This is a genomic window from Arthrobacter sp. zg-Y1219, from assembly GCF_030125545.1.
Taxonomy (GTDB): domain Bacteria; phylum Actinomycetota; class Actinomycetes; order Actinomycetales; family Micrococcaceae; genus Arthrobacter_B.
Map to the genome: position 1 here is coordinate 1 of NZ_JASKLY010000022.1, position 12,674 is coordinate 12,674.

General features: G+C 66.7%; 11 protein-coding genes. 3 read left to right on the forward strand and 8 right to left on the reverse strand.

The window, feature by feature from the left end; genetic code table 11:
- Nucleotides 1-255: 255 nt before the first annotated feature.
- The 4 genes from groL to QNO00_RS16385 all read right to left on the reverse strand — a co-directional run bounded on the left by groL (nt 256) and on the right by QNO00_RS16385 (nt 3,591).
- A complete protein-coding gene (gene groL, locus QNO00_RS16370; RefSeq protein ID WP_229968467.1) occupies nt 256-1,893 on the reverse strand; it encodes a chaperonin GroEL in 1,638 nt (545 codons plus the stop codon).
- A 351-nt stretch (nt 1,894-2,244) separates the two neighbouring features.
- The gene (locus QNO00_RS16375) at nt 2,245-2,448 is read right to left on the reverse strand and encodes a cold-shock protein (RefSeq protein ID WP_229968465.1); all 204 of its coding nucleotides are present in this window, start codon (nt 2,446-2,448) and stop codon (nt 2,245-2,247) included.
- Between the two features lie 213 nt (nt 2,449-2,661).
- Nucleotides 2,662-3,279 carry a LytR C-terminal domain-containing protein gene (locus QNO00_RS16380; RefSeq protein ID WP_284025278.1) on the reverse strand — a complete coding sequence of 206 codons (618 nt, stop codon included), beginning with the start codon at nt 3,277-3,279 and terminating at the stop codon, nt 2,662-2,664.
- A gap of 36 nt (nt 3,280-3,315) precedes the next feature.
- Nucleotides 3,316-3,591: a DUF3263 domain-containing protein gene (locus QNO00_RS16385; protein WP_229968476.1), complete on the reverse strand. Its 276-nt coding sequence runs from the start codon at nt 3,589-3,591 to the stop codon at nt 3,316-3,318.
- A 346-nt stretch (nt 3,592-3,937) separates the two neighbouring features.
- Here QNO00_RS16385 and QNO00_RS16390 point away from each other — a divergent pair, with 346 nt between their 5' ends.
- A complete protein-coding gene (locus tag QNO00_RS16390) occupies nt 3,938-4,627 on the forward strand; it encodes a uracil-DNA glycosylase (RefSeq protein WP_284025312.1) in 690 nt (229 codons plus the stop codon).
- Nucleotides 4,628-4,655: 28 nt separating this feature from the next.
- A complete protein-coding gene (locus tag QNO00_RS16395) occupies nt 4,656-5,513 on the forward strand; it encodes a siderophore-interacting protein (RefSeq protein ID WP_229968461.1) in 858 nt (285 codons plus the stop codon).
- An 82-nt stretch (nt 5,514-5,595) separates the two neighbouring features.
- Here QNO00_RS16395 and QNO00_RS16400 read toward each other — a convergent pair whose 3' ends face one another.
- A complete protein-coding gene (locus QNO00_RS16400) occupies nt 5,596-7,557 on the reverse strand; it encodes a threonine/serine exporter family protein (protein WP_349643499.1) in 1,962 nt (653 codons plus the stop codon).
- Between the two features lie 44 nt (nt 7,558-7,601).
- A complete protein-coding gene (locus QNO00_RS16405) occupies nt 7,602-8,675 on the reverse strand; it encodes a lipid II:glycine glycyltransferase FemX (RefSeq protein WP_229968459.1) in 1,074 nt (357 codons plus the stop codon).
- Between the two features lie 215 nt (nt 8,676-8,890).
- On the opposite strand from QNO00_RS16405, the gene QNO00_RS16410 reads away from it, so the two are divergent.
- Nucleotides 8,891-9,925, forward strand: coding sequence for an LLM class flavin-dependent oxidoreductase (locus QNO00_RS16410; RefSeq protein ID WP_284025313.1), 1,035 nt, complete (start codon nt 8,891-8,893; stop codon nt 9,923-9,925).
- 19 nt (nt 9,926-9,944) lie between these two features.
- Here QNO00_RS16410 and QNO00_RS16415 read toward each other — a convergent pair whose 3' ends face one another.
- Entirely contained in the window at nt 9,945-11,513 is a 1,569-nt protein-coding gene (locus QNO00_RS16415) for an MFS transporter (RefSeq protein ID WP_284025279.1), read from the reverse strand.
- Nucleotides 11,514-11,591: 78 nt separating this feature from the next.
- Nucleotides 11,592-12,665, reverse strand: coding sequence for a CHAD domain-containing protein (locus tag QNO00_RS16420; RefSeq protein WP_284025280.1), 1,074 nt, complete (start codon nt 12,663-12,665; stop codon nt 11,592-11,594).
- Nucleotides 12,666-12,674: the final 9 nt, after the last annotated feature.

Sequence of the window (12,674 nt, forward strand, 5' to 3'; positions counted from 1 at the left end):
ACCCCCCCCCCCCCCCCCCCGCCCGCCCCCCCCCCCCCCCCCCCCCCCCCCCCCCCCCCCCCCCCCCCCCCCCCCCCCCCCCCGCCTCTGCACTGAACCAGGTGTACTGAAACAGGTGTGCTGCGCTGAAATACTCGCGCGCCGAACAGTCGTTCAACGTGCTGCTTCAATCAGCAGCGCGTCAGGGCGGATCGTTCCGGATCAGACCGTTCCGGCGTGCACCAGACGATCCAGGGCCGGAACGGTCCAGGGCTGCTAGAAGCCGCCCATACCGCCCATGCCGCCCATTTCGTCGCCGCCGCCCATTGCCGGTGCAGCCTTTTCGGGCTTGTCGGCAACCACTGCTTCGGTGGTCAGGAACAGACCGGCGATGGAGGCCGCGTTCTGCAGGGCAGAGCGGGTCACCTTTACCGGGTCATTGACGCCGGCAGCCAGCAGGTCTTCGTACTCGCCGGTTGCAGCGTTCAGGCCCCAGCCTTCGGGCAGGCCGCGAACCTTGTCGACAACAACGCCCGGCTCCATGCCTGCGTTGAAGGCGATCTGCTTCAGCGGAGCATCGATGGCTACGCGCACGATGTTCGCGCCCGTTGCTTCGTCACCCTCAAGGTTGAGGTTGGCGAAGGCCTTCAGGCCGGCCTGGATGAGGGCAACGCCGCCACCGGCGACGATGCCTTCTTCAACCGCAGCCTTGGCGTTGCGGACAGCGTCCTCAATGCGGTGCTTACGCTCCTTCAGCTCAACCTCAGTGGCTGCGCCGGCCTTGATGACTGCAACGCCGCCGGCCAGCTTGGCCAGGCGTTCCTGCAGCTTCTCGCGGTCGTAATCGGAATCGGAGTTCTCGATCTCGGCACGGATCTGGTTGACGCGGCCCGCGATTTCCTCGGGGTCACCGGCGCCTTCCACGATCGTGGTCTCGTCCTTGGTGACAACGACCTTGCGAGCCTTGCCCAGCAGGTCCAGCGTGGCGTTTTCCAGCTTCAGGCCGACTTCCTCGGCGATGACCTGGCCACCGGTGAGGATGGCGATGTCTGCGAGCTGGGCCTTGCGGCGGTCGCCGAAGCCCGGAGCCTTGACGGCAACCGACTTGAACGTGCCGCGGATCTTGTTGACAACCAGCGTCGCCAGGGCTTCGCCCTCAACGTCTTCGGCGATGATCAGCAGCGGCTTGCCGGACTGCATGATCTTCTCGAGGACCGCAACGAGATCCTTGACGTTGGAGATCTTCGAGTTGACGATCAGGATGTACGGGTCTTCCAGAACCGTTTCCTGGCGCTCAGCGTCAGTCACGAAGTATCCGGAGATGTAACCCTTGTCGAAGCGCATACCTTCCGTGAGCTCAAGCTCAAGGCCGAAGGTGTTGGACTCTTCGACGGTGATGACGCCTTCCTTGCCAACCTTGTCCAGAGCTTCGGCGATCAGGTCGCCGATCTGCTGGTCACCGGCGGAGATGGAAGCCGTGGCAGCAATCTGCTCCTTGGTTTCGATTTCCTTGGCAGAGGACAGCAGCTCGGCCGTGACGGCCTCGACAGCCTTCTCGATGCCGCGCTTCAGGCTCAGCGGGTCGGCGCCGGCGGCAACGTTGCGCAGGCCTTCCTTGACCAGGGCCTGGGCCAGGACGGTTGCCGTGGTGGTGCCGTCACCGGCAACATCGTCAGTCTTCTTGGCAACTTCCTTGACCAGCTCGGCGCCGATCTTTTCGTAGGGATCGTCGAGCTCGATCTCCTTGGCGATGGAAACGCCGTCGTTCGTGATGGTGGGTGCGCCCCACTTCTTTTCGAGGACCACGTTGCGGCCGCGCGGGCCCAGCGTGACCTTCACGGCGTCGGCGAGGATGTTCAGTCCGCGCTCAAGGCCGCGGCGGGCCTCTTCGTCAAATGCAATGATCTTGGCCATAACGGCTTTCGTCCTTTCGGAACAGTCATGCTTGCTGCAGGATGTTGCATTCCAGACTGCGGTGCCCGCGACGGACGGACCTTGAGGGGCGATCTCTTTACGCTCCCGCAGGTCCTCACCTCAGTGGCTTGCTTTTTCACTCAACGCCGACCGCATTTAGCAGTCATACGGCAAGAGTGCTAAGTCAATAATTAGCACTCCCACACACTGAGTGCAAGCGATCACGGCTCATCGCTGCCGTCGTCACATTCATCAACACAGGTGCGCCGCGGGTCCGGCGCGATCTCCCGGCGCACGAAAACGGCGGCAGCCCCGGACCGGGGCCGCCGCCTCGGCTGCGGCGGTCCGCCGCTAAACGGTGCGCACGTCTTCCGCCTGCGGACCTTTCTGGCCTTCTCCAATTTCAAACTCCACGCGCTGGCCTTCTTCCAGCGTGCGGTACCCCGACGCCTGGATCGCAGACCAATGCACGAAAACATCCGTCTGGGCCTCGTCCAGCGTGATGAACCCGTACCCTTTTTCCCCGTTGAACCATTTGACGATCCCCTGCGCCATTGCGTTTCTCCAACCTTGTTTCGCTCGTTCGTTCCGCCGGATGCCGTGGCGGAACGGTCCGGCGGACAGGCGGCCTGGGTTGGGCGGATATCCTTGCCTGGTCCCGGGCCGGCGTCGCACGGCTGGCACTCACTTTAGCCAGCGTGATCCGGGCCACAAACGTGGATGCAGGATCGTTATGGAGTTTTTACGGTCGGGGGCTCTTTCGGCCGGTTACTGAAACCCGGGGCCGGGCGCGACGGTCACCAAAGTAAACTCCGGGGACTCGCGGAGGTTGGGGATGCCCAGTACCCTCGACAGCTCCTGCGCGTTCGGCAGCTGCTCGGCGTTGCCGTAGAAAATGACTGACGTTTGCAGGGGCGTTCCGCCCCAGTTGGCGACCTGTGCGGTGGTCCAGCCGTCGGCCGCAATCAGTGCCGAGACGTTGGCTCCGAGTCCCCCGATGCCGCTTGCGTTCAGCACCACCACAGGCTGGGACCGGTCCACGACGGCTGCTGGGGTCGGCGACGGCGTGGGGCTCGGCGAGGCGCTCGGCGTGGGGCTGGCAGACGGTGCGGGCTCCGCCGTTTCCGTCCCAGCGGGCCGCGATTCCGGGCTTTCCGCGGGGGTGGACGAATTCGAGGCGGGCGCCGAAGCGCCTTCACCCTGTCCGATACCCAGGCGCGGCAGGACGAAATAAGCAGCGAGTCCAAGAACCAGGGCCAGCACTCCGACGGTAATGATCAGGGCGAGACTGCCCGACCGCGAGGGGATCAGCCGTTCCCGGTGGACACCCTGCCGCGACGACGTCTCGGGAACCTTGTCAAACTCATCCCGGGGATATTTGCTCATGGTTGGGTATCTGTCCTTGGTCTCAGGTGGCGCCGGTTAGACGTCAGAGCCTGAACGACGGGCGGTACGCGCGCGCTGACGGGTGGTACGTAGTCTACGCAGTCTCTTGACCAGCATCGGGTCGTGAGCCAGAGCGTCCTCGGTATCGATCAACGCGTTGAGGACCTGGTAATAACGGGTGGCGGACATGCCGAACAGCTCGCGGATGGCCTGTTCCTTCGCCCCGGCGTATTTCCACCAGGCCCGCTCCAGCGCGAGCATCTGCTGTTCCTGTTCCCCGAGCGGACTGTCGGGGTCAACCGTGCCGTCCATTGAGAAGGCTTCGGTTGTTTCGGCCACAGGATGCTCCCAGATCGGTTGTCGGTTTCCCATCCATGCTAGTTCGGAAATAACAGCCTTGTCATTCGGGGTGGTTCCGCCGGCGTCACAACTTCCGGTCCGACGGCGTGCGAGCACCGCAGAACCGCGCCGGGCCTAGGCTGGAAGGGTGAGTTCCAATGATCCGACCCTCTTTTCGCTGCCGCCCACCCCGCCCCTCCCGGCCAATGATCCAGAGCACAACAGTCCAGGACACAACGGCCCAGGGCACGACGGCGCTGCGGCGTCGCGAGCCGGCGCCGAGGCGGCAGGACCGTTCCCCTTTGCGGCCCCGGCGCGCCTGGCCGACGTCATGGCACCGGATTGGGCTCGGGCGTTGGCTCCGGCCGCCCCGGAACTGCATCGGCTCGCCGGCCTGTTGGAGGAGGAGCGCCGCTCCGGCTCCGCCGTGCTGCCGTCCCCGGGAAACATCCTTCGGGCGTTTTCCCGCCCCCTCGCGGACGTCAAGGTCCTGCTGATCGGCCAGGACCCGTACCCGACCCCGGGCCACGCGGTTGGGCTGTCGTTCTCGGTGGACCGCGGCGTACGTCCGTTGCCGCGGAGCCTGAACAACATCTATAAGGAACTCGCGGCGGATGTGGGAATTCCCCCGAGCCCGCACGGGGACCTCAGTGCCTGGGCCGATCAGGGCGTCCTGCTGCTGAACCGGGTCCTGACGGTCCGGGCGGGCAGCGCCGGATCGCACCGCAGGCGCGGCTGGGAACAGATCACCGAGCAGGCCGTCCGCGCCGTCGTCGCCCGCCGGACCCCGGACGGCAGCCCCGCTCCGCTGGTTGCGGTGCTCTGGGGCAATGACGCCCGTTCCATCGTTCCCCTGTTGGAGGGGGTTCCCCGGATTGAATCCGCCCATCCCAGCCCGCTCTCGGCGTCGCGCGGGTTCTTCGGTTCGCGCCCCTTCAGCCGGACCAACGAGCTGCTGCTGCAGCACGGAGCGGAGCCGGTGGACTGGCGGTTGGACGCGATACGGTAGGGGAAACCCGTTGATCGAGGAGAACCGCATGCCTGACCGTTCCGTGCCCGCCGCGATGCCCGCGCAGGATGCTCCCCGGCGGTCCCGCCCGCTGCTGACCCTTGAGGTTTTGCGGCGGGAGCAGCTGACGCCGCACATGGTGCGCATCATCGCCGGTGGCCCCAACTTTGAGCGTTTTGTCGAGAACGGCTGCGCCGATGCCTACTGCAAAATCTGGTTTGGCCCGGATGGCAAGCCGCTGGACGGGAAGTCCGAGCTCGAGTCCCTGCGGCAGGATTTTCCCCGTGAGGAGTGGCCGGTGTCGCGCACCTACACGATCCGCAGCGTCAATTCAGCGGCCCGCGAGCTGGCCATCGATTTTGTGGTTCACGGCGACGAAGGCCTTGCCGGACCCTGGGCTGCCCAGGCCACAGCGGGTGAGGCCTTAACGTTCGCCGGCCCGGCCGGAGCCTTCAGCCCCGATCCCGACGCCGGATGGTACCTTTTCGCCGCTGACGAGTCCGCTCTGCCCGCCACTGCCGCCGTGCTGGAAGCCCTGCCGGCCTCCGCCGTCGGACAGGTGTTTCTGGAAGTGGGCGGTCCGGAGGACCGGCAGCCGCTGACGGCGCCCGCGGGGGTCACCGTGTCCTGGTTGTACCGCGGTGATCTGCCGGCCGGAAACACCGGCCTGCTGGCTGCAGCCGTTGCTGCCGCACCGTGGCCGAACAATGATGTGCAGGTCTTCGCGCACGGCGAGCGGGAGGCTATGAAGGCGCTGCGCGATATTTTCTTCGCCGGTCACGGGCTCGAGCGCCGGCAGGTGTCCCTGTCCGGATACTGGGCCGCCGGACGCACCGAGGATGCCTTCCAAGCAGAAAAAAAGACCCCGGTCGGCAAGATCCTCTAGATCCTGCGTTCCGGGGCCCCTCTTTCCAGCTAAGGCCGGCCCTGCTGTGTGGCCGCAGAACCGCGGCCGGTCGTTCCGCAGACTACCGGCGGCGGTTCCGGCGGTCGTTGCCGGAAAGGCTCCGCGTCAGCGGCCGGGCGAGGTTGTCTCCCATCACCACGCCGCCGGCGATTGCCAGGATCACCGTCAGCGCATTGAAGATCCCCACGGCACCGGCGGTGAAGTCGTCCGAGCCGACGCTCAGGCCGTACATGGCACGGAAAATGCTCAGCCCCGGGAAGAGGAAGAGCACCGCCGGAACCGCAACAATCAGCTGCGGCGCGCCCATCCGCAGGGCAATCATGCGGGCCAGCATGCCGATGAAGACGGCCGCCACAGCCGGCGTGAGCCGGGGCCCCAGGCCCACCAGCTCGCACAGCTCGAACACCAGGTAACCCGCGGCTCCGGTCAGGACCGTAGGCAGCACCAGATTCATCGGTGACTGCTCCACCACACAGATCGTGGCCAGCGCCACGGCCAGCAGCAGCATCGTCACCACAAACGGATACTGGGATCCGGTAACGCTGGTCACGTCCAGCCGCGGCATGCCGGCCAGGGCACCCACAACCAGCGCGACGGCGATGCCCGCGACCAGCGCGCCGAACGTCAGGAACGCGGACAGGAAACGGCCGGAGGCGGTGACCGGGAAGCCGTTGATCGCATCCTGCACTGCCGAGACCAATCGCCCGGTGGGCAGGAGCAGCAGGATGCCGCCGGCCACCACGATGCCCGGCGAAATCGGCACGTTGAAGGACCAGAAGATCATGGCGATGGCAGTGACCACGAACCCCGCGGCGGCGGTGCTGAAAAAGTCCGGCACCCGCCAGCGGCCCAGCAGGCGCTGCAGCAGGCTGACCAGGACCGTACTGAGGAAGGCCACCAGGGAAGCCAGCGGCCCGCCGCCGATAAAGCCAACGATCGCGGCGGAAAACACTCCGGTTGACGCCGTCACCCCCCACCGCGGAAACGGCTTCGTCTGGTGGGTGATTTCGTTGAGCCGGTTGGCGGCCTCGGCACGGGAAAGTCCGCCGTCGATGATGTCCGTCACGAGCTGGTGAACCAGGCCCAGACCTGCATAGTTGTTTGTCCAGGAACGGACCACCCGCATGACGGTGATGGGTGTCTGGTCCTTGGGCGAGTGGTTCAGCAGCACCGACTGGTTGGTGATGTCCACCTCGATGCTTTCCAAGCCGAAGGCTGCAGTGACTGCGATAATCGCCGTCTCCACCTCCAGGGCACCCGCACCGTACCGGAACATGGTCTCCGCCAGGCTGAGGGCGAGGTCCAGCGTCTTCCGGGCCGAGGCATCGGGACCGGCGGTGCGCACCAGGGGATTTGCGTACGGGGAACCGGCCAACCGCTCCACGATGGACATGGCCTGGGTGGGAGGAGTCTCCCCCTGGACCAGCCTGCGCAGCATCCGCCGGGCGGCTGCCGATGAACGGTCCTGCTGCCGGGCAGCGCTGCCGGCGCTGGTGTGCTGCTGACCCGGCACCGTCTTGCGGGAGCGGGGCTTCCGCGGCGGCTGGGTTGTGCCAGCGGGCTTTCCGGGTTTGCCGCTGCCAAACCCGGACCCCGGGATGCGTCCGGAGCCCAGTCCGCCCGAGGTGCCTTTGGAGGGCGTCAGCATCACCGAGGTGGTGGGGGGAGGCGGCTTGGGTTTGGTGCTCCTCAGCCCGAAGCCCCCCGGACCGGTGGGGAGCCCCATGGTGCTCTTGGAAGCCGATCCCTTCGGTGCCTTGCCGGGCGCAGCGGGACGCCGCGCCTTGGCACCCGCGGGTGCCTTTTTAACCCCTGATGCCCGGGGCTGCTGCTCTGTCCTGGGGTGCCCGGTCCTGGGCTGCCCTGCCGCGGACTCCTGCCCGGCAGACTCCTGCCCGGCGGACTCCTGCCCGGCGGACTCCTGCCCGGGACGCCGGATGACCGGTATCAGTCCCACCATCGGATCGGGGTTCTGTGCAGGCTTTTGGCGGTCTGCATCGGACGTGTTTTCCAAAGGACTCACCCTTTCGCCTCTGTTGCCTGAAATCCGTTCAGGCGCACTTGCTGTTAGTAGAACGGCTGCTGGTGCCGGCGCCAGTAAATCTGCCGCGCGACGCGTTCACCGATGGCGTTCCAGATCTTGTACCGCAGCGGGTCCAGGACCAAGTCGTAGCAGCCCACGAAGTCCGTGACGGTCTTCGAGAAGCTGGTCTTGAACAGCCCCAGCCCATGGTGGGGATGTTCCTTGTTTTTCAGCTGGTCACTCGGAGGCGTTCCGCAGAAGTCGTACTGCTCAATGCCGAAGTCTTCCTTCAGTTCGGTGATGGCCGTCCACTGAACCAGGTGCGAGTCTCCGTACTGGTTGCGGCGGGGCTTGGAGCCGCCGTCCTTGTACGTACCCTTCTTGCCGTAGGCGATGACGAAGGCACCCACCGTGGGTTCTCCGTTTTCGAAGGCAAAGTAGAACCGGCCCTGACCCGCAGCCACGAAGTTGGACCAGAAGCGGTGGTAGTACTCGTAGGAGCGCATCCGCGCCGCGGAACGGTCCTCGATATGGCTCATGAGTTTGTACATGGTGCGCATATTCTCTTCGGTGGGCTCCACCCGGCGCACGTCGGCGCCTTCACGGATTGCCCGGCGGACGGCGTTGCGGCCGCGCGAAGAGATGTTCTTCAGGACCTGCTCGATGTCCGGTGTGGTGTCCAGCAGCGCCGTGGAGTCATTGGGCTGCAGGTTGAAGGTCTTGACCAGGCCGGCGCCCTCGAACTGGGCCCGCACCTCGGCGCTGTCAACGATGTCCGGTTCCACCTTCACGGCGAACACGTTTCGCTTGGTCTCCTTGATGAACCGGCGCAGCGCATCCAGGACCTCGGGCACGTGGGACGGCTCAGCGACGTCCGGTCCCTTAATCAGGTACCAGAGGCTGCCCAGGCCGGGAACCTTCTTTTCGATCGCCAGGTTGTACGTCGTGTAGCCGCGGCCTGTGAACACCAAGTGGATGGGATTCCATCCGTGGTGGGACTTGACCTCCGCGTACGAAGCGGACTGCAGCACGTTGCCGCCGCACGGGTTGGACTGCACGTGGCTGTCCCATTTGTCTCTCTCGTCGGCGGTGGCCAGACGTGCACTAAAGTCTCGCAAAATACCTCAACTAATCATTTGATCGCTTGATCGCTTGCACCATCTGCGGCTGATCCAAAAGTGACCCCGGAAAACGCCCGGCGGCCGTCCCCAAGTCTATCCGGTGGGACGATCACTCAATGAAATCCCGGGAGCCTCGGGCGGTGTGAGTTCGCACCGAAGGCCGCGGCTAGACTAGATGCAAATTCATGAACTTTGCGCGGACAGGGAGCACCATGGGACAGCGGCTGGAACTCGGGTTGGACACCTTCGGCGACGTAACGTCGGACCCGGCCGGTGAACGGCTTCCGCAGCACCAGGTTCTGCGCAACGTCGTGGCCGAGGCGGTGTTGGCGGACTCGGTCGGCGTCGACTTCATCGGCGTCGGAGAACACCACCGGGAGGATTTCGCGGTATCGGCACCGGAGGTGGTCCTCGCCGCGATCGCCGGGCAAACCACCAGGATCCGGCTCGGGTCGGCGGTCACCGTCCTGAGCTCCGATGATCCGATCCGGGTCTTTCAGCGCTTTTCGACGCTGGATGCCGTTTCCAACGGCCGCGCCGAAGTGATCTTGGGCCGCGGCTCCTTCACTGAGTCCTTTCCGCTGTTCGGGCTGGATCTGGCCCAGTACGACGAACTCTTCGAGGAAAAGCTGGAGCTCTTCACCGAGCTGCGCCGCGAAACCCCGGTGACGTGGAGCGGCAGCACCCGGGCACCGCTGCAGAACCAGCGGGTATATCCGCCCACCGCCGGCGGGAAGCTTCCGGCGTGGATCGCCGTCGGCGGCACTCCGCAGTCCGTGGTCCGGGCCGCCCACTACGGCCTGCCCCTGATGCTGGCGATCATCGGCGGGGAACCGGCACGCTTCGCACCGTTCGTGGACCTGTACAAGCGGGCGCTGGCCCAGTTTGGCCAGCCTCTGCTCCCGGTGGGTGCCCACTCCCCCGGCTACATTGCCGCCACTGATGAGCAGGCGCTCGAGGAGGCCTGGCCGCATTTCGAGCGGATGCAGAACCGGATCGGCCGCGAGCGCGGCTGGAGCCCGACCACGCACAGCGACTACCTTGCCTCAGCCGGCCCCGAGGGCGCCCTGTTTATTGGCTCGCCCGCAACCGTCGCCGCCAAGATCGTCAGGGTGGCCCGGGAACTGGAGCTGAGCCGCTTTGACCTGAAATACAGCCTGGGCACCCTCCCTCACGAGCTGATGATGAACTGCATCCGCCTGTACGGCACCGAGGTTGCCCCGCTGGTGCGCGAACAGCTGGCCTAGCCCGGAGGCTGGCCCGGCATCAGGCCGACGCCGGAAGGAACCACCGGATGCGCGGTTCCGTCTCGGCCAGCCCGGCTGCCTGGTCGATCAGCTTCCGGTCCTCCCCCGTGGTGCGCTCCTGTTCCTGACGCAGGTACTCGCGCCAGGTGGCGACGTCGTAAATCTCGCGGAACTGGCTGGAGTCAGTCACTGAGTGCACCAGCTCCCAGTCCCGCGCTCCGGTCCGCATCCGGGAAAGGCGCACCTCGTGCATCAGGTGCACGAAGTCCGCTGCCTTGTCCGGAGCAAGCTCGTAAGCGATAAGGATGGTGACCGGGCCGGCGTCGGGCGCCGGCTCCTGCGTCGGCTCGATCCCCAGGTCCGCTTCAGCCACGCTGCGGTCCAGCCGGCCGGTGCGGGGCAGCAGCGGCAGCACCGACACGCTCACGCCCGCCGCGGCCAGGACGAGTCCCGCCGCCGCCAGCACCGGACCATAGCCGTACACGGTTGCCAGCGAGCCCCAGACGACGGCGCCCAGCGCCTGCGCACCGGTGGTCACCATGAGGTAGACGGAGAGCCCGCGGGCACGCACCCACTCCGGCAGCGTGAGCTGCATGGCGCTGTTGAGGATGGAGAAGGTGGCAATCCAGGCGATCCCCGCGAACACCAGCAGGACGGCCAGCACTGCGGCGGGAAAGGACCCGGCGGCAAATGTCCCCGCTCCGAAGACGGCAGCGGCGAGGCCCAGCATCACGCTGTCGTTGAACCGGTCCTGGACGCGGGGCAGCAGTACGACACCGACAATGGCACCTGCGCCCAGCGCCCCCAATAGCAGTCCGTATCCGGTGGACCCGAGACGGAGGTGGCCGTTTACGGCGACGGGCAGCAGCGCATAGAGCGCGCTGGCAGGCACCATGAAGAGCGCCGTCCGGAGCAGGATGCGGCGGATCCGCGGAGCCGCCCGGATGTAGCGCATGCCGGCGGCAAGGGCCTCTCCCATCCGCTCGGGATCCTCCGGCTCGGCAGGTGAGCGCCACGCATAAACGGCGGCGGCCGTGCCCAGAAAGGAAACGGCGTTGAGCCCGAAGACGAAGGACGGGCCCAGGAGGGAGACCAGCACACCGGCCACGGCGGGCCCCACCGCCCGGGCGGCATTGACCGCGACACTGCTCAGCGCCGCCGCGGCGCGGATTTCCCGGCGGGGAACCAGCGCCGGCGTGATGGCCTGCCACGCCGGCGCGCTCAGGGCCACGCCGCAGCCGATCAGGAACGTGTACAGCAGCAGCGAATCCGGATCCAGCAGGCCCAGCGCCGCTATGACGGTCAACGTGCCGGCGGCAGCGGCGGCAAAAAGGTTCGCGCCGAAAATGAGGCGCCGGCGGTTGAAGGCATCAGCGAGCACCCCTGCCACGAGGCCCAACAGCAGGGTGGGCGCCAGATTGGCGGTCTGGACCAGGGATACCACTGCCGCGTTGGAGCTGTTTTCCACCAGGTACCACTGCGCGCCGACGGTCTGCATCCAGGTGCCGATGTTGGACCCGAGGTTGGCCAGCCACAGAATGAGGAACATCCGGCGCCGCAGCGGCGCCCAGGGCGAGGCCGGGTCCATCTCGGATACCTCCGTCCTGGGATACCTCCGTCCGGACATGCCGGGCTCGGACGTTCCCGGTCAGGCCAGTCAGGCAGGTCAGGCCACCCGGGGAAAGGTTGCCCATGCCTTGCGGAACTGCTTCCGGGCTGTTTCTCCGCGCTCCTCCTCCAGGGCATGCAGCCGTCCGAAGGTGAACCCGTTCTGGCCGGGGTCCGCCGCTCCGGCTCCCAACCGGCGCAGGTACTCGCGGCTCACCACGCTGTCCTGGTGCTCGCCGAGGATCTTTTGAACGTGCTCGGCTCCGGCGATGAGCACGGTGACGTCGTCGGCACGCACCGGCTGGGCGACCTCGGCCGCGTAGCGCAGCCGTTTGGCGTCTTTGCGTGCGTCGTGCAGCGCTTGTGCCCGATGATCATCACTGCGGGCAGAACGGGCATCCCGAACCTGCTGGTGCAGGCGCTTGCGGTCGCGCTGCAGCATGCGGCCCGCCGTTACGGCGGCCGGCGCCTCTGCGGCGGCCGTGAAGTCGGGACGGGTCACCACCGCCTCGAGCTGTTCCAGCAGACGGCGGTAGCGGACGCCGTCGAGCTCGCCGGCAACCGCCGCATGCGCCGCGGCGTAATCACCCAGCAACTCTTCGTCGATGCGCTGCAGCACCGGTCCCATCACCAGCTCGGCAGGTTGCTCGTTCACCAGAGCGTGCAACCGGGCACGCAGAACCTGTGCGTCGCGGGCGGCGCCCAGAACTCCGGCCAGCCACTTGAGTTCGTTCCGCACGGTCCGCGCCGGCTCCGGGGCCAGCACCCGCTGGTAACTCGCCAGAGCCGACCGCATCCGACGGGTGCTGACCCGCATCTTGTGCACGGCGTCGGCCCGATCTGCCCGCACCCGCGGATCTTCCGCCAGCATGGCAAGAAACTGCCCGCGCAGATACGCCAGCAGCAGGAGCCCGGCGGGGCCCTCGGGCGTCAGCGGCGCGGAATTCCCGCCGGCGACTCGTCCAGCGATCTGCCGGGCGAGGGAAGCCGGTGATGGTATCGGGATGTGTGGTGTCGGCGTTTGCGCCGGGATGTCCGGCGACGATTGTTCCTGCGAGGGTTCCGGCTCACCTGCGGGGCGGCTGCGCCGCGGCGGTCGCACGGAAATTTCCGGATCCTGAGCGGTAGGCATGGCTCAGTA